16 protein-coding genes are annotated in these 16,233 nt (G+C 69.2%); 8 read left to right on the forward strand and 8 right to left on the reverse strand.

Annotated elements, in window-relative coordinates:
• Positions 1-347 precede the first annotated feature (347 nt).
• Together EF387_RS03685 and EF387_RS03690 are read left to right on the forward strand one after the other, a co-directional pair.
• Positions 348-1,124, forward strand: coding sequence for a DUF5707 domain-containing protein (locus EF387_RS03685; RefSeq protein WP_128375016.1), 777 nt, complete (start codon positions 348-350; stop codon positions 1,122-1,124).
• 199 nt (positions 1,125-1,323) lie between these two features.
• Positions 1,324-2,163, forward strand: coding sequence for a DUF5707 domain-containing protein (locus EF387_RS03690; RefSeq protein ID WP_128375017.1), 840 nt, complete (start codon positions 1,324-1,326; stop codon positions 2,161-2,163).
• 8 nt (positions 2,164-2,171) lie between these two features.
• Here EF387_RS03690 and EF387_RS03695 read toward each other — a convergent pair whose 3' ends face one another.
• The 3 genes from EF387_RS03695 to EF387_RS03705 form a co-directional block, all read right to left on the reverse strand.
• A complete protein-coding gene (locus EF387_RS03695) occupies positions 2,172-4,601 on the reverse strand; it encodes a cation-translocating P-type ATPase (RefSeq protein WP_128375018.1) in 2,430 nt (809 codons plus the stop codon).
• 151 nt (positions 4,602-4,752) lie between these two features.
• Positions 4,753-5,034 carry a DUF2530 domain-containing protein gene (locus EF387_RS03700; protein ID WP_128375019.1) on the reverse strand — a complete coding sequence of 94 codons (282 nt, stop codon included), beginning with the start codon at positions 5,032-5,034 and terminating at the stop codon, positions 4,753-4,755.
• Between the two features lie 159 nt (positions 5,035-5,193).
• Entirely contained in the window at positions 5,194-5,376 is a 183-nt protein-coding gene (locus EF387_RS03705) for a ribbon-helix-helix protein, CopG family (protein ID WP_128375020.1), read from the reverse strand.
• Positions 5,377-5,556: 180 nt separating this feature from the next.
• Between EF387_RS03705 and EF387_RS03710 the strand changes: the two genes are divergently transcribed.
• The 3 genes from EF387_RS03710 (at position 5,557) to thpR (ending at position 8,367) form a co-directional block, all read left to right on the forward strand.
• Positions 5,557-5,994 (forward strand): MarR family winged helix-turn-helix transcriptional regulator, encoded by a 438-nt coding sequence (locus tag EF387_RS03710; RefSeq protein WP_128375021.1) that lies wholly within the window; start codon positions 5,557-5,559, stop codon positions 5,992-5,994.
• Between the two features lie 412 nt (positions 5,995-6,406).
• A complete protein-coding gene (locus EF387_RS03715) occupies positions 6,407-7,744 on the forward strand; it encodes an MFS transporter (RefSeq protein WP_420802526.1) in 1,338 nt (445 codons plus the stop codon).
• A gap of 50 nt (positions 7,745-7,794) precedes the next feature.
• Complete coding sequence (gene thpR / locus EF387_RS03720; protein ID WP_128375023.1) at positions 7,795-8,367, forward strand: RNA 2',3'-cyclic phosphodiesterase; 573 nt, start codon at positions 7,795-7,797, stop codon at positions 8,365-8,367.
• A gap of 420 nt (positions 8,368-8,787) precedes the next feature.
• On the opposite strand, the gene EF387_RS03725 is transcribed toward thpR, so the two are convergent.
• The 3 genes from EF387_RS03725 to EF387_RS03735 form a co-directional block, all read right to left on the reverse strand.
• Positions 8,788-9,780 carry an aldo/keto reductase gene (locus EF387_RS03725; protein ID WP_128375024.1) on the reverse strand — a complete coding sequence of 331 codons (993 nt, stop codon included), beginning with the start codon at positions 9,778-9,780 and terminating at the stop codon, positions 8,788-8,790.
• A gap of 61 nt (positions 9,781-9,841) precedes the next feature.
• A complete protein-coding gene (locus tag EF387_RS03730; RefSeq protein WP_128375025.1) occupies positions 9,842-10,432 on the reverse strand; it encodes a Uma2 family endonuclease in 591 nt (196 codons plus the stop codon).
• Positions 10,433-10,602: 170 nt separating this feature from the next.
• Positions 10,603-11,280 (reverse strand): GDSL-type esterase/lipase family protein, encoded by a 678-nt coding sequence (locus EF387_RS03735; protein WP_128375026.1) that lies wholly within the window; start codon positions 11,278-11,280, stop codon positions 10,603-10,605.
• A gap of 99 nt (positions 11,281-11,379) precedes the next feature.
• On the opposite strand from EF387_RS03735, the gene EF387_RS03740 reads away from it, so the two are divergent.
• On the forward strand, positions 11,380-12,372 hold the full coding sequence (locus EF387_RS03740) for a YncE family protein (RefSeq protein WP_128375027.1): 993 nt from the start codon (positions 11,380-11,382) through the stop codon (positions 12,370-12,372).
• Positions 12,373-12,421: 49 nt separating this feature from the next.
• Here the strand turns inward: EF387_RS03740 and EF387_RS03745 are convergent, their stop codons facing one another.
• On the reverse strand, positions 12,422-13,204 hold the full coding sequence (locus tag EF387_RS03745) for a TetR/AcrR family transcriptional regulator (RefSeq protein WP_128375028.1): 783 nt from the start codon (positions 13,202-13,204) through the stop codon (positions 12,422-12,424).
• Between the two features lie 99 nt (positions 13,205-13,303).
• Here EF387_RS03745 and EF387_RS03750 point away from each other — a divergent pair, with 99 nt between their 5' ends.
• Entirely contained in the window at positions 13,304-14,281 is a 978-nt protein-coding gene (locus EF387_RS03750; protein ID WP_128375029.1) for an ATP-binding cassette domain-containing protein, read from the forward strand.
• Entirely contained in the window at positions 14,278-15,105 is an 828-nt protein-coding gene (locus EF387_RS03755) for an ABC transporter permease (RefSeq protein WP_128375030.1), read from the forward strand. Before EF387_RS03750 ends, EF387_RS03755 begins: the two co-directional genes overlap by 4 nt.
• A 199-nt stretch (positions 15,106-15,304) precedes the next feature.
• Here EF387_RS03755 and EF387_RS03760 read toward each other — a convergent pair whose 3' ends face one another.
• A complete protein-coding gene (locus EF387_RS03760; protein WP_128375031.1) occupies positions 15,305-15,865 on the reverse strand; it encodes an RICIN domain-containing protein in 561 nt (186 codons plus the stop codon).
• Positions 15,866-16,233: the final 368 nt, after the last annotated feature.

Genomic DNA, 16,233 nt, shown 5'->3' on the forward strand with positions numbered 1-16,233 from the left:
GGGGGCCGGGTGGCGAACCGCCACGCGGCCCCCTGTCGGATGGCGGACCGGCGCGTGGTCCCTGTGGGCGGACCGCCGCGTGGCCCAGCCGTATGCCGGCTTGGGCCGGCGCCGGAAGTCCGCCGGTGCCCCGTTATCGGCACAGGCCGCCGCCGTCGCGATCTTTGCCCGCCGCTGGACTTTTACCGCTTTGCGGTGATGTTCGTAACGGAGAGGTAAAGATCCGACATCGGGTACAACCGTCCCGCCGCGCCACAGGTCAGATTGTGGAGTCACCAGGCTCAACGATCACTCGGGTCCCACGTGAAGACTCCCCGCCGGGCCCCCTTTCTCCACCAGGAGAACGCATGCGCATTCGAGCCACTGTGGCCGCCCTCTCCGGGGCCCTGGCCCTCTCCGCTCTCGTCCTTCCGTCTGCGCAGGCCGACACTCAGGCCCTGCCCGTCGTGTCCAACGTGACGATCAATTCCGGCAAGAGCGTCGTCGTCGGCACCACGGTCGCGAAGACCTTCACTGTGTCGCTGACCGCCAGCCATGCCAGCGGTATCGAGGACGCCTTCGTCCACCTGTGGCACGGCACCAACGCCGACACCGACGTCGACGGCCTGCTGCTGCCGAACGAGGACGCCGCCACCTGCACCGCGTCCAGCGCCACCACGTCGACCTGCAAGCTGACCATCACGGCCGTGCCGGGCGAGGACCTGTACGCCAACGCGCTGGCCGGCGGCTGGCACGTGACCGCCGCCGTCGTGGCAGGCGATGGCGAGCTCTACTGGAACGACGAATACAAGACCCACAAGGTCCAGCGCGCCTCGAAGCTGACGGTCAACGCCTCGCCGGAGCCGATCGCGAAGGGCAAGACCCTCACGGTCACGGGCAAGCTGTCCCGCGCCAGCTGGGAGAGCCTCACTTACAAGGGCTACGGCAGCCAGTCGGTGAAGCTGCAGTTCCGCAAGGCGGGCACAACCACCTACAGCACAGTCAAGACCATCACGTCGAACTCGTACGGCGACCTGAAGACCACCACCACCGCCAACTACGACGGCTACTGGCGCTTCCGCTTCGAGGGCACCTCGACGACCCCGGCGGTCTCGGCGACCGGTGACTACGTCGACGTGCAGTAGCGCCGCGCCCCTGGTTCGCTGATCAGCTGTGTATGTTCTGTGGCGGATGTGATTTCGGCAACGTCGACACAAAAGCTTCACCCTCCGCACAACCATTCACGGCTGTCATGGATCTGGTCATCGGAGTCACCCGGACTCCGATGACCAGGTCGCGGCGTGGGGACGACACCGCCGCACCCTTTTCACGTGGGGAACACGCATGCGCATTCGAGCCACTGTGGCCGCCGTCACCGGCGCCCTGGCCCTGTCCGCTTTCGCCGTCCCGGCCGCGCAGGCCGCGGAAGACCCCGGCGTCGCGGCACTCGCAAAGGTCCCGTCCGCCGCCCTCGGGCCGGCCGACGAGCAGATCGGCAACACCAAGATCACCAGCGTCACCGTCAACGGCGGCAAGCCCGTGGCGGTCGGCACCGCGAAGAAGAAGTTCACGGTCACGATGACCGCCACCGACAACTCGGGGATCGTCTTCGGGTCCTTCATCCTCTGGCACGGATCGAGCTTCTCGGAGTCGGGCCTCGACGGCTCGATCATCTCCGAGCAGGAGGAGGCCAAGTGCAAGAAGGTGAGCGCCACGAAGTCCACCTGCTCGCAGACCTTCGTCGCCGACCCGGAATTCGACCTGTACCGCAACTCGCTGGCCGGTGGCTGGAAGGTGTGGGCCCTGGCCGCCGCCAAGGACGGTGACGGCGTCCAGAAGGACAAGGCCAAGACCTTCTCCCTGAAGCGCGCCGCCAGGCTGAACACCAACGCCTCCCCCGAGCTGGTCGCCAAGGGCAGGACCATCACGGTCACCGGCGCCCTGACCCGCGTCAACTGGGAGACGGCCAAGTACGGCGGCTACGGCAGCCAGAAGGTGCAGCTGCAGTTCCTGAAGAAGGGCACCAGCGCCTACCAGACCGTCAAGACCGTCACCACCGACAGCAAGGGCGCGCTGAAGACCACCGTCAAGGCCTCCGCCGACGGCTACTTCCGTTACAACTACGTGGGCAGCTCCACCACCGGCGCCGTCGTCTCCGGCGCCGACTTCATCGACGTGAAGTAAGCCGCAGCTCACGCGGGGAAGCGGCGGCCGACCCACCTCCACAGCACCTCGAGGGCGACCGCCGCCATCGCCGAGATGGCGACCGCGATCCAGGGCATCGTCACCCCGACCAGCTTCAGCGCGAAGAAGTGCTGGAGCCAGGGCACCACCAGCACCAGGACGAAGGCTCCCGCCATCGACGCCACCAGCGCCAGACGCCACCAGGTGTAGGGGCGCGCGACGATCGCCAGCACCCACATCGAGACCAGGAACAGCGTCAGCGTCGCCGCGCTCGTCTCGGCGTCCAACGCCCCTTCCCCGGCGTACTCGTGACGGGCAATCAGATAGGTGGCGAAGGTGGCGGCCGCGGCCACGATCCCGCCGGGGATCGCATAGCGCATGACCCGCCGGACGAAATTGGGTTGTGCCCGCTCCTGGTTGGGGGCGAGAGCCAGGAAGAACGCCGGGACGCCGATCGTCAGGGTGGACAGCAGCGTCAGATGGCGGGGCAGGAACGGGTACTCCACCTGCCAGCACACCACCAGCACCGCCAGCAGCACCGAGTACACCGTCTTCACCAGGAACAGCGTCGCCACCCGGGTGATGTTGCCGATCACCCGACGGCCCTCCGCCACCACCGACGGCAGCGTCGCGAAGCTGTTGTTGAGCAGCACGATCTGCGCTACGGCCCGGGTGGCCTCGGAGCCGGAGCCCATCGACACCCCGATGTCCGCGTCCTTCAGGGCCAGCACGTCGTTCACGCCGTCGCCCGTCATCGCCACCGTGTGCCCGCGCGACTGCAGCGCGCCCACCATGTCCCGCTTCTGCTGCGGGGTGACCCGCCCGAACACCGTTCCGGCGTCCAGCGCCTCGGCCATCTCCGAGCGCTCGGCGGGCAGCCGCCGCGCGTCCACCGTCCGGCCCTCCAGCCCCAGCTTTCCGGCGACCGCACCCACGGAGACCGCGTTGTCGCCGGAGAGCACCTTGGCGTCCACGTTCTGTGCGGCGAAGTAGCGCAGCGTGTCCGCCGCGTCGGGCCGCAGCCGCTGCTCCAGTACGACGAGTGCGGCGGGCCGTGCGCCGGACCCCACCTCCGGGTCGCCCAGCTCCCGGGAGGCCCGGGCCAGCAGCAGCACCCGCAGTCCCTCCTCATTGAGGCGGTCGGTCTCCGCCAGCGCGGGGTCCCCGTCCCTCAGCAGCACGTCGGGCGCCCCGAGCAACCAGGTGCTGGACCGCCCGTCGCCCTCGGTGAACGAAGCCCCGCTGTACTTGCGCGCCGAGGAGAACGGCAGCGCCTCCGTGCACCGCCACTGTGCGGCGCCGTCCGTGCCGCCCGTGCCGTCGGCGCCGTTCGGGTAGGCGTCGATGATCGCCTGGAGGGAGGCGTTGGGGCGCGGATCGGACTCGCCGAGCGCGCCGAGGACCTTGCGCAGGTACGCCTCGTCGCCGCCGTTCAGGGGCCGCAGCTCGGTGACGTCCATGCCGCCCTCGGTGAGCGTGCCCGTCTTGTCCAGGCAGACGGTGTCGACGCGGGCCAGGCCCTCGATCGCGGGCAGCTCCTGCACGAGGCACTGCTGGCGGCCGAGCCGGATGACCCCGATTGCGAAGGCGACGGACGTCAGCAGGACCAGCCCCTCCGGGACCATCGGCACGATGCCGCCGGCCGTGCGGGCGACGGAGTCCTTGAAGTCGTTCTCCTTCACCACCAGCTGGCTGATGATCAGGCCGATCGCGGTCGGGACCATCATCCAGGTCACGTACTTGAGGATCGTGGAGATACCGGAGCGGAGCTCGGACCGGACCAGGGTGAAGCGGCTGGCCTCCTCGGCGAGCTGCGCCGCGTACGCCTCCCGGCCCACCTTGGTCGCGGTGAAGGCGCCGACGCCCGCCACCACGAAGCTTCCCGACATCACCTGGTCGCCGGGGTTCTTGACGACGGGGTCGGCCTCACCGGTGAGCAGTGACTCGTCGATCTCCAGCCCGTCGGCCTCGACGCACTCCCCGTCGACCACGATCTTGTCGCCGGGTCCGATCTCCATGAGGTCCCCGAGCACGATGTCGGAGGTGCTCACCGCGGTGGCGACCCCGTCCCTGCGCACGGTGGGCCGGGCCTCGCCGATCACCGCGAGCGAGTCCAGGGTCTTCTTGGCCCGCCACTCCTGGACGATGCCGATGCCGGTGTTGGCCAGGATGACGAACCCGAACAGGCTGTCCTGGATCGGCGCGACGAACAGCATGATCAGCCAGAGCACACCGATGATCGCGTTGAAGCGTGTGAAGACGTTGGCGCGGACGATCTCGGCCGTGGAGCGGCTGCTGCGTACGGGGATGTCGTTGACCTCGCCGCGGGCCACCCGCTCGGCGACCTCGGCGGCGCTCAGTCCACCGCGCCGTCCGGGAACGGGGGTGTGGTTGGGATGCACAGGATCGAGTTCGGCGCCCGCGTCGATGTGCGTCATGCATTCGACGGTACGTGCGGATTTGGGGGTTCACCCGCCGAGTGACCCAAAGATCCGACCAGGGGAGGAGCCGCTTCGTGGCGGTGTAGTGCCGGGGTACTACGCGGAACCCGGGAGGGAGTTCCACGGTGCCGGCCGCGTGTCGGTCGCGTCAGTCGTGTGCCGTCCCCGGCGTCCCGGCCGGGCCCGCCGAGGCCGCCCGCTTCAGTGCGGCGTCGCGCCTGCGCACGTACCAGATGCCGATCAGTCCGAGGCCGGCGCCGGCCAGACAGGTCCACAGCCACCAGGTGTGCCCGTGCTCGTCGAACCACCCGTAGAACGGAAGCTGCACCAGGAAAAGGACGAACCAGAGGATCGTGCCACCCGTGATCGTGCCGACCACCGGGCCCTCGAGGGGCTCGGGGGCTTCGTGCTTGGGGGTCCACTTGGCCATGCGCACAGCTTACGAGGGGTCCCTCGCGCCGCCCGGGGAGCCCCCGCGGGCCGTGTGAACCCCTCCCTGACCACGCCCTGACCACGCCCTCTGCACGAGCAGATGCGAGGCTCCGCCCTCGGCGACGACGCCCTGGGCCTCATTCGGAAACGGGGCGGCTCACGTGACCCCGTAGAACTTCTCGGTCTCTTCCACCGCGGTGTGGAACCGCTGGTCGAAGTCATCACGGATGAGCGTCCGGACGACGTAGTCCTGAACGCTCATCCCCCTTTTGGCGGCATGCCCCCGGAGCCGTTCCAGCAGCTCTCCGTCTATGCGCAGGCTCAGCACATCGGTCCCCATGCCTACGAGAGTCACGGGGGTTCGTCGAACGATGGACCCCTTTCGGCGGTGGACCACTCAAATGGGTGAATGTGCCCCTTCAGGGGGTTTCCCCGTGTCGCTGCGGCCGGTGGGCGTCAGTGGTCCGTCTCACGACAGCCCGGTGGTCCTTAGACAGAGTAATGAGTTAAGCTAAAGAACATGCCGGATCTTTCCCATGGCGACGACGCTGCCGCCGTGAACGCACTCCGCTCCGCCGTCATGCGCCTGTCGCGGCGGCTTAAGCACCAGCGGGTCGACGAGTCGCTGAGTCCCACCGAGATGTCGGTGCTCGGCACCCTCGCCCGCTGCGGCACGGCCACCCCGGGTGAGCTGGCCCGCAAGGAGCACGTGCAGCCGCCCTCGATGACCCGGATCGTGGCACTGCTCGAGGCCAAGGGACTCGTACGGCTGGAACCGCATCCCGAGGACCGCCGCCAGAAGGTCGTCACGCAGACCGAGCAGGCCGAGGCCATGCTCGAGGAGAGCCGCCGCAAGCGGAACGCGTGGCTGGCCGGTCTGGTGGTGGAGCTCGACGAGGAGGAGTGGGCCAAGCTCCGCGAGGCCGCGCCCATCCTCGAGAAGCTCGCGCACCTGTGAGCCGCGCTCCGCGATGCGGGGGCCTGCGTACGCGTGCGCCGGGCCCCGGGAGGACCGCGCACAGGACCGCGCATCCATGAGACCACCCGGCCGCCGCCCGGAGCGACCGCCCCGAGGACCACGACGTCCGTGACTGCCAAGGAGGCGAACCCCTTTGAGTACGGGACCCGGAGCAGAATCCGCCCCCGCACCTGATCCTCACTACACCCTGTCCGCCCTCGAACGAGCCCGCCGCCCCGGTCCGCACGCGGTGTCCCCTGGGACGGCTTCGGCAGCGCATGTCACGCCTGCCGCTCCGGCCGCGCAGGAGATTTTCGCCCCCTCCGCCCCTACCCGTCCCCTGTCACCGGGAGCCGCGGCCCCCGGACCCCCGCATCGGCCTGAACGGCCTTGTCCGCAAACGCCGGACGGGCTGACGACTCCGGCCCCTGCTGGACCGGCGGCGACCTCCGCCGAGGTGTCCGAGTCCGCCACGTCCTCCATGTTCAGCTCGCTCAAGATCCGCAACTACCGGCTGTTCTTCCTGGGGCAGGTCGTCTCCAACACCGGAACGTGGATGCAGCGCATCGCCCAGGACTGGCTGGTGCTCAGTCTCACCGGGTCGTCCGCCGCCGTGGGCATCACCACGGCGCTGCAGTTCCTGCCGATGCTGCTGTTCGGTCTCTACGGCGGTGTCCTCGTCGACCGCATGCGCAAGCGGCCCACGCTGCTCGCCACACAGACGGCGATGGGCGTCACGGGCCTGCTGCTGGCCTTCCTCACGATCTCCGGTCATGTCCAGGTCTGGCATGTCTATGTGGCGGCCTTCGCGGTCGGGCTCGCCACCGTCGTCGACAACCCGGCCCGCCAGTCCTTCGTCTCGGAGATGGTCGGCCCCGGTCAGCTGCAGAACGCGGTCAGCCTGAACTCCGCCAACTTCCAGTCGGCCCGCCTGGTCGGCCCGGCGGTGGCGGGTGTGCTGATCACGGGCGTCGGCACCGGCTGGGCGTTCCTGTTCAACGGACTGTCCTTCATCGCCCCCATCGCCGGACTGCTCCTAATGCGCACCCGTGAACTGCACGTGGTCGAGCGGGCACCACGGGCCAAGGGACAGCTGCGGGAGGGCCTGCGCTATGTCGCCGGCCGTCCCGAACTGCTCTGGCCGATCGTCCTGGTCGGCTTCATCGGCACCTTCGGGTTCAACTTCCCGGTGTGGCTGTCCGCGTTCGCGGACGACATCTTCCACGCGGGCGCGGGCTCGTACAGCCTCTTCAACACCTTGATGGCGGTGGGCTCCCTGGCCGGTGCGCTGCTCGCGGCCCGCCGCGGCACGGCCCGGCTGCGCGTGCTCATCGCGGGGGCGCTGGGCTTCGGCGTGCTGGAGATCGTGGCGGCCGCGGCGCCGAACCTGTGGGTGTTCGCACTGCTGATGGTGCCGATCGGGATCGCCGGTCTCACCGTCAACGTCACCGCGAACACGGCCGTCCAGATGGCCACGGACCCCGCGATGCGGGGGCGCGTCATGGCGCTCTTCATGATGGTCTTCATGGGCGGCACCCCGCTGGGCGCCCCACTGGTCGGCTGGGTCACGGACGTGTACGGCTCCCGGGTCGGCTTCGCCGTCGGCGGTCTCGTCTCGACCACCGCCGCGGTCGTGATCGGTGTGATCCTGACCCGGGTCGGCGGCGTCCGCGTGTCGGTCGCCTGGAACCACGGTCACCCGCACCTGCGCCTCGAGCCGCGACGGCAGCCGGCGCGGGCCATGGCCTGAGGCCTGTGCGGGGCTCGCGGGTCGGCGCCCGGTCCTGGAAGGCTGGCACCATGAGACTATTCGCCGCCCTGCTGCCCCCTCCGGACATCTCCGCGGACCTCGCCTCCGCGGTCGGCGAGCTGCGGAAGCTCCCGGGGGCGGAGGCGCTGACCTGGACCGGCCGGCCCGGCTGGCACTTCACGCTCGCCTTCTACGGGGAGGTGGCCGAGGAGACCGTTCCCGAACTGTCGGAGCGGCTGGCGCGGGCGGCCCGTCGTACGGAGGTGTTCCCGCTGCTGGTACAGGGCGGGGGCGCCTTCGGGCAGGGGCATGCCCTGTGGGTCGGGGCGAACGGGGAGGTGGAGAGCATGCGGTTGCTCGCCGATCGCGCCGAGGCGGCCGGGCGCAGGGCCGGCCTCACGATGCAGGAGCACCGGCGCTACCGTCCGCACCTCACGCTGGCCCGCGGTCGCGGCTCCGTGGATCTCGGGCCGTACGTGGCCGCCCTCGACTCCTTCGCGAGCCGCACCTGGGAGGTCGCCGAGCTGGTCCTGGTACGCAGCCATCTGCCCCGGTCGGGGATCGCGGGGGAGCAACCCCGCTACGAGCCGGTGGGGACTTGGGCACTGGGGGCGGGTGCCTGAAGGGGGCTCTTGGGGGCCGGGGCCGGAAGGGGGCTCGCCGGGGCCGAGGCCTGAAGGGGCTCCGGGCCAGGGCTTGGAAGCGGCTCGGGGATGGCCCGGCAAGGGGCTCGGAGATGGGCCTGAAGGGCTCGAGGCCGAGGTCTGGAAGGAGCTCGGGGCCGGGGCCCGGAAGGGCTAGGGGCGGGTGCCTGAGAGGGGCTCGGGATGGCCGGTTAACCTCGACTGCGTGGACCCGAAGACCCGTAACCGGATCATGGCCGGTGTGCTCGTGCTGATGTTCGTCGTCGTCGCCGTGGCGGCCGCGCTCGGGAAATGACCGCGGCCGCCACCACCGTCTGTGTGCCGGCTGCCGTCCGTGGAGCGGCCGCCCTCCATGGGGCGGCTGCCGTACGTGGGCCGGCTTCCGTCAGATGGCCGCCGTCACCAGGCGAACGCCTCGGGCGCCGGGCCCGGGCCCGGGAAGATCTCGTCCAGCCCGGCGAGGACCTCGTCCGACAGCTCGAGTTCGACCGCACGCAGCGCGGATTCCAGCTGTCCGGCCGTGCGCGGCCCGACGATGGGCCCGGTGATGCCCGGCCGGGTCAGCAGCCAGGCGAGCGCGGCCTCACCCGGTTCCAGACCGTGCTTCTCCAGCAGGTCCTCGTACGCCTGGACCTGTGCGCGTACGGCAGTGTTGGCGAGCGTGTCCGCCGACCGGCCGCTGACCCTGCGGGCGCCTTCGTTCTCCTTCTTCAGGACACCGCCCAGCAGTCCGCCGTGCAGCGGTGACCACGGGATGACCCCGAGCCCGTACTCCTGGGACGCCGGGATGACCTCCATCTCGGCGCGGCGCTCGGCGAGGTTGTACAGGCACTGCTCGCTGACCAGCCCGAACGTACCGCGCCGGGCGGCGACCTCGTTGGCCTGGGCGATCTTGTAGCCGGGGAAGTTGCTGGAGCCCGCGTAGAGGATCTTGCCCTGCTGGATCAGGGTGTCGATGGCCTGCCAGATCTCCTCGAACGGGGTCGAGCGGTCGATGTGGTGGAACTGGTAGATGTCGATGTAGTCCGTCTGGAGCCGCTTCAGACTGGCCTCGACGGCACGCCGGATGTTGAGTGCGGAGAGCTTGTCGTGGTTGGGCCAGGGAACGCCCCCGTCCGGGGCCATGTTCCCGTACACCTTGGTGGCGAGCACGACCTTGTCGCGGCGGTCGCCGCCTCCCGCGAACCAGTTGCCGATGATGCGTTCCGTGCGGCCCTTGTTCTCGCCCCAGCCGTAGACGTTGGCCGTGTCGAAGAAGTTGATGCCCGCGTCGAGGGCCGCGTCCATGATGGTGTGGCTGTCACCCTCGTCGGTCTGCGGCCCGAAGTTCATCGTCCCGAGCACGATCCGGCTGACCTTGAGTCCTGTGCGTCCGAGCTGCGTGTACTTCATGGGCCTTAGCCAACGGCCTGGAGTGCGCTCTAGGCAAGGGTGGCCGGACTCCGTGCGCCGGTTACTGGTCGCGGGGAAACTCGCCTGTGTTGAGCGTCAGTTCGACTGGAGTACGGCTGAGGTCGAGGTCACCGCCGAACACCACGGTGGTCTCGGAGAGGTAGTCACCCTCCTTGGGCTGGGTGAACACATGGCACTTGCCCTGATAGGGGTCGGCGATGAGGTAGACGGGGACTTCGGCCGTGGCGTAGGCGGCCTTCTTCGGGCCGTAGTCGTTGGCCCCTGTGCCCTTGGAGATGACCTCGGCGACGAATTCGACGTCCTGGTAGCGCCACAGTCCCTTCGCGTTCTTCTCGGCTCCCTCGGTCATCACCGTCACGTCGGAGGCGAAGCCGTTGAGGTGTCCGGGGTAGTCGACGCGGACGTCGGACTTCACGCGCTGTCGGGGGTACTTGGTGCGCAGTTGCTCGACGATGTCCAGGATGATCTCCCAGTGGGTGTCCCGCTGCGGCGACATGTAGATGGCCCCCTCGACGATCTCGACCTTGTATCCCTCGGGGGCGGGCATACGCTCGAGCGACTCGAACAGATCATCGAGAGTCAGCTCGTCGTTCTCTTCAGCCATCTCGATCCTGTCGTCAAGGACGGTCATCGTGGCGTTCCTCCCCGGCTGCCGCTCGATCGCACGCAGCCGAGCGGTACAACGATACGCACGGTCACCGGGTCTCGGGGGCTCGTCGTCGGGCCCCTGTGCCTCGGTCATGCGTTCGCCAGGAGGGCTTCTGACCGGCAGTGGCCTCCTGGGCGCCGATCACGCCGTCCTCAGCCGTACGCGTACGGCTCCCCCCACCCCCACGCCTGGTGCATCGCCTCCGCGAAGCTCGCCGCCAGCTTGTGCTCGCCGTTCGCGTTCGGGTGGGTGCCGTCGTAGGTGTCGAGGTTGTAGTCGTACGAGGGCGGGGTCGAGGCCAGCAGGATGGGGGAGCGGGGTTCGTCGAGGTCGGCGGCCGCCTTGGCGAGGAGCTCGTTGAACGAGGTCACTTCGGTGGCGAAGTCCGGGTCCGTGTCCACCCTGATGTTGGGGATCACCGGGAGCAGTACCAGGCGTACCCGGGGGTTGCCCCGCCGTGCCTCGGTCACGAACTCGCGTACGTTCGCCGCCGTCTGGGTCGCGTTCGTGTAGAAGCCCAGGTCGATCAGGCCGAGGGAGACGAGGAGGAGGTCCGCGCGGTGGTCCCGGACCGCTTCGCGGATCAGCGGGGCCATGTGCAGCCAGCCCTCGCCCCAGCCCGCCAGGTGGGCGCGCGGGAAGTCGGGGTCCGCGTACGCGTACGAGTCGGCGGTGCCGGTGGCCCGGTCGTACAGCGTCTCGCGCGGTCCGACGATCGCGAACGGGCCGCCGTACGTCGTCCGCAGGTGCTGCCACAGCCGGTAGCGCCAGGTGTGTTCACCCGCGCTTCCGATGGTCATGGAATCGCCCACGGGCATCAGCCTAAGCATCCGCTCATCATGGTCGATGACGCTCGATCATGGCGGCCGCTCCGGTGTGAGACCGACCACGCGCGGTGAACGCCCAGCGGGGATGGCAGGCTTGAGGGCATGCGTCCATCGCTTCCGTTCCTCGCCGGGGCCGCCGGGGCCGCCGGGGCCGTGCTCCTCCTCACGTCGGCCGTGCCCGCCGTCGCCGACGACGAGGGGTTCACCATCAAGGACCCGAGGATCACCGAGTCCAGCGGCCTCGCCGCCTCGCGGCTGCACCCCGGCGTCTACTGGACCCACAACGACAGCGACGACGGGGCGTTCCTGTACGCGGTCGACAGCAGGACCGGGGAGACGGTGGCCACGATCACCCTGACGGGTGTGGGCCGGCCGCGCGACGTCGAGGCGATCTCCATCGGTCCGGGCAACCAGCTCTACGTCGGTGACATCGGCGACAACCTCGGCGGCAGCTGGGACTTCGTCTGGATCTACCGGCTGCCCGAGCCCAAGCAGCTGAAGGACCGGACGATCCGGGCCACCCAGTACGTGGTGAAGTACGAGGACGGACCGCGGGACGCCGAGGCGCTGATGGTGCACCCGAAGACCGGGCGGGTGTACATCGCGGACAAGAAGGAGGAGGGCGGATCGCTGTACGAGGGCCCGGCCGAGCTCTCGCCCAGCGGCACCAACGTCTTCAAGCGCGTCGCCGCGATCGACATCCAGGCCACCGACGGGGCCTTCTCCCCGGACGGCGCGCAGCTCGCCGTACGCGCCTACTTCGGCGGGACGGCGTACGCCTGGAACAACGGGAAGATCAAGGAACAGGGACGGCTGAGCGTCCCCTCGCTGGGGCAGGGCGAGTCCCTGACCTACACCACCGACGGCTCGGAGCTGATGTTCGGCAACGAGGGCGCGAACAGCACGGTGGAGCCGGGTGGCTTCCCGGCCGCTTCCGGGGGCTCGAACTCCGCCTCGAATGACGGCGGTTCGGCCGCGGGGGAGGCGGGCGAGAGCGGCGACGGATCGAGCGTCGACTACAAGCTGGGCGCGCTCGTCCTGGCCCTGGGCCTGACGGTCGTCCTCGGCTTCAAACGGCTGCTGCGCCGCGGCTGATCGTTCACTCGTCTTCGTCTTACTCGTCTTCTTCTTACGCCTCTTCGTCCTACTCGTCTTGCTCGTCGTCGGCCCGCCGCTGCGCGACCAGGACATCCAGACCGTCCAGGATGCGCTGCAGACCGAAGTCGAAGTGGTCGAAACCGGGGGCGAAGGCGTCCTCGGAGAGGGAGGCCGTGACCGGGTAGCGGCCGGAGGACAGCACCTTCTCCAGGGTGGGGGTCTGCGCCTCCCAGAACTCCGCGTCGGTCAGGCCGGTGCCGCGCTCGGCCTCCTGCTCGTAGAGCCGGGTACGGGCGGCGCCGACCACATAGCCGTCGATCATGATGATCGCCGAGATCAGCTCGGGATCGCTCAGCCCCATGGGCTTGATCAGGGCGAGCACCTTCTCCATCCCGTCCAGCGCGCTCGGGCCGAGGATCGGGCGCGCCTGGTTGACCCGTAGCAGCCAGGGGTGGCGTTGGTAGAGCGCGAGGGTCGCGTGCGCCAGGTTCTCCAGGGCCGAGCGCCAGCTGCCGTCGCCGAGGCCCTCCGGTTCGTCGGACGGGCGCTGCACCCGGTCCAGCATCAGATCCAGGAGTTCGCCCTTGCCGGGCACGTACCGGTACAGCGACATCGTGCCGGTGCCCAGCTCCGTGGCGATGCGGCGCATCGACACCGCCTCCAGGCCGTCCGTGTCCGCGACCCGGACGGCCGCTTCCACGATCCGGTCCAGCGTCAGTCCCGGTTTCGGCCCGCGGCTGGGCCGTTTGCCCGTGTCCCACAGCAGTTCGAGGGTGCGGACGATGTCGCCGCTGCCGCTGGTTTCCGTGCTGCCCGTGCCGCTGCTCATGGCCGTAAGGATAATCCGCTGGACAGAAACTGGGTACGGTGTACTCTCAATCGGGTACGGTGTACTCAGTTGCTCGGTGGCTCAGGGTGAGGGGCTGTTGTGGACGGCTATGCGGTGTGGGCCGAGGGCCTGGAGAAGAGGTACGGGGAGAAGCGCGCGCTGGCCGGCTTCGAACTCGGGGTCAGGGAGGGCACGGTGCACGGACTGCTCGGTCCGAACGGCGCGGGCAAGACGACGGCCGTGCGCATCCTGTCCACCCTGATCCGGCTGGACGGTGGCCGGGCCATGGTGGCGGGCCTGGACGTGGCACGGCGGCCGCGCGACGTGCGCGGCCGGATCGGGCTGACCGGACAGTACGCGGCGGTGGACGAGGTGCTGACCGGCCGGCAGAACCTGGAGATGTTCGGCCGTCTCTTCCACCTCGGCGGACGCCGGGCCAAGCGGCGCGCGGAGGAACTGCTGGAGCAGTTCGACCTGACGGACGCCGCGGACAACGGAGTGGGCAAGTACAGCGGGGGCATGCGGCGCAGGCTCGACCTGGCCGCGTCGATGATCCTCGCCCCGGCGGTGCTGTTCCTGGACGAGCCGACGACCGGCCTGGACCCCCGCAGCCGGGGCGAGGTGTGGGAGTCCGTACGGGCGCTGGTGGCGGGCGGGACGACCGTCCTGCTGACCACGCAGTACCTGGAGGAGGCCGACAAGCTGGCCTCGCGCATCACCGTGATCGACCAGGGCCGGGCCATCGCGGACGACACCCCGGACGGACTGAAGAACACGGTGGGCGGGGACCGGATCGAGGTCGTGGTCGCCGAACGCGCCGACATCTCCCGCGTGGCAAAGGTGGTCGCCCGGGTCACTGACGCCGAACCGGAGGCGGACGAGGGGGACTTGCGGGTGCACGCCCCCGTCACGGATCGTGTGGCCGCCCTGACGGAGGTCGCACGGACCCTGCAGGACGAGGGCGTGCCCGTCGAGGACATCGGACTGCGCAGGCCCAGCCTCGACGACGTGTTCCTGCACCTGACGGGCCACCGCACCGAGAGCCCTACGACACAGAAGGAGGAGGCCGCGGCATGAGCAGCGAGACATGGGAGCTGACCGGACAGCGGTCCCACGGACGCGTCTACTGGGCGCTCGCCGACTGCTGGAACGTCGTACGGCGTGGCCTCACCCACTACCAGCGCCAACCGGTCAACATCGCCTGGCAGTTGGGCTTCCCGATCCTGTCCGTCCTTCTCTACGGCTATGTGTTCGGCAGCGCCATGAAGGTGCCCGGCGGCGGGGACTACCGGGACTTCCTGATGCCGGGCATGTTCGTGATGACCATGGCCTTCGGATTCATCAACACGGCGACGGTTGTGGTGTACGACTCCACCAAGGGCGTCATCGACCGCTTCCGCTCCATGCCGATGGCCGCGTCCGCGGTCGTCGCCGGACGCGGTGTCACCGATCTCATCGTGGCCTGCGCGGAGTTGACGATCCTGATGCTCACCGCGTTCGCCATGGGCTGGCGGCCCGACGGCGGCCTGGGCTTCCTCGGCGCCTTCGCCCTGCTGCTGTGGCTGCGGTTCGCGCTGATCTGGCTCGGGGTGTGGCTGGGACTGCTGGTCCCCAACCCGGAGGCGGCGGGCGGACTGTTCGCGGTCGCCTTCCCGCTGACCATGATCTCCAGCATCTACGTGGCACCCCAGCTGATGCCGGACTGGCTGGGTGTCGTGGCGGCCTGGAACCCGGTCTCGTCCACGGCCGCGGCCACCCGCGAACTCTTCGGCAGCCCGGTGGGCAGCGGCGACTCCTGGGTCGAGCAGCACGCACTGCTGATGGCCGGGGTGTGGCCGGTGGTGCTGACGGCGGTCTTCGTTCCGCTCGCGGTGCGGCGGTTCCAGCGGCTCAGCCGGTAGGGCCGGAGCAGACGACCAAGGGCGCCCGGCGAGTGCCGGGCGCCCCAGGGCGTCGTTCAGCGGGGGCACCCCGGTCGACCGCAGCTTCGCTGCGTTCGTGGCAGCCTTCCCGACGGTGGCTCATCGAACCAGATGCGACCTGCGCACTCGCATGATCACTCGGGCTGTGGATCAGCCCTGCACTCTGGGGGAGTCGGGTTCAGAATCCCAACTTCCAAAGCTGGTTCCCGCCGCCGTTGCAGCCCAGTGTGTAGACCTCTCGATTGCGGTTGCTGTCCAGGCACGCACCGCTTCCATAGGGCCTGAGCTGGACTTTGTCCCAGCTCGTTCCGACCGCCAGCCACCGCTGGTCATTGTCCCCGCCGTTGCAGGGGAGGGTGGAAACGTCCAGCTGCCGGCTCAGACAAAGTCCGGTCGCCTTGTCTTGAATCATGACAATGTCATTGCCGTCGCGGCCCTGGTAAAGGATGTTCCAGGTCTGGTAGTCGTTTCGTGAGTCGCAAGGATTCGTGTAGACCTGGCCTCTGCCGCCCTCGTCGCCGGGGCCACTGTCCAGGCAGAGCCCCGTCTCCCAGTTTCGCAGAAGGTTGGGTCCGACGTATGCGGCCGCCGGGCTCGCACTGATGGCCGCGAACCCCAACGACATAGCCAGAGTGAGGCCCGCTGCCCATCCGCGGCGCGCGAAACGCTCCAGAGCGCGAGGCGAGGCCGACGCCGACGCGCTGTCCTCCCCAGCTTTCTTCATATCAAGTATTGCCACTTGTTCACCTTCCAGAAGCGCAGAAGCGCAGAAGCAGAGCGACCAGTCCTGACAACTCGCGTCGCATGCCTACCTGTTGAGAGTCAGTCAGTGCAGACATCGCTCTCGCTCCGGGGCACCTGAGGAAGCGGGTCATCGCGAAGTTGCTGGTCCTCACCGCAGAAGTCGAATCGGTCGACGTCTATACGCGTCAGCGGTGGGTCGGGTTGCCTGGCTGAAGCAGATCTTTCGATCGCTGACGTCCGTCCCACGGTGGCCACGCAGGACCACACGAACTCGGCCTTGCGCAGGAAGTGGTGGATCGGGGGGCCGCTGTGGCAGCCGCAGGGGCGCCCGCAGCAGGCGGACGCGGCGAGGGCCGCCACCCC

The sequence above is a fragment of the Streptomyces cavernae genome, assembly GCF_004023625.1.
GTDB classification, from domain to species: Bacteria; Actinomycetota; Actinomycetes; order Streptomycetales; family Streptomycetaceae; genus Streptomyces; species Streptomyces cavernae.

Coding starts and splice junctions, on each gene's coding strand:
- EF387_RS03685 (WP_128375016.1), top strand. CDS start 348: ATGCGCATTCGAGCCACTGTGGCCGCCCTCTCCGGGGCCCTGGCCCTC.
- EF387_RS03690 (WP_128375017.1), top strand. CDS start 1,324: ATGCGCATTCGAGCCACTGTGGCCGCCGTCACCGGCGCCCTGGCCCTG.
- EF387_RS03695 (WP_128375018.1), bottom strand. CDS start 4,601: ATGACGCACATCGACGCGGGCGCCGAACTCGATCCTGTGCATCCCAAC.
- EF387_RS03700 (WP_128375019.1), bottom strand. CDS start 5,034: ATGGCCAAGTGGACCCCCAAGCACGAAGCCCCCGAGCCCCTCGAGGGC.
- EF387_RS03705 (WP_128375020.1), bottom strand. CDS start 5,376: ATGGGGACCGATGTGCTGAGCCTGCGCATAGACGGAGAGCTGCTGGAA.
- EF387_RS03710 (WP_128375021.1), top strand. CDS start 5,557: ATGCCGGATCTTTCCCATGGCGACGACGCTGCCGCCGTGAACGCACTC.
- thpR (WP_128375023.1), top strand. CDS start 7,795: ATGAGACTATTCGCCGCCCTGCTGCCCCCTCCGGACATCTCCGCGGAC.
- EF387_RS03725 (WP_128375024.1), bottom strand. CDS start 9,780: ATGAAGTACACGCAGCTCGGACGCACAGGACTCAAGGTCAGCCGGATC.
- EF387_RS03730 (WP_128375025.1), bottom strand. CDS start 10,432: ATGACCGTCCTTGACGACAGGATCGAGATGGCTGAAGAGAACGACGAG.
- EF387_RS03735 (WP_128375026.1), bottom strand. CDS start 11,280: ATGCTTAGGCTGATGCCCGTGGGCGATTCCATGACCATCGGAAGCGCG.
- EF387_RS03740 (WP_128375027.1), top strand. CDS start 11,380: ATGCGTCCATCGCTTCCGTTCCTCGCCGGGGCCGCCGGGGCCGCCGGG.
- EF387_RS03745 (WP_128375028.1), bottom strand. CDS start 13,204: ATGAGCAGCGGCACGGGCAGCACGGAAACCAGCGGCAGCGGCGACATC.
- EF387_RS03755 (WP_128375030.1), top strand. CDS start 14,278: ATGAGCAGCGAGACATGGGAGCTGACCGGACAGCGGTCCCACGGACGC.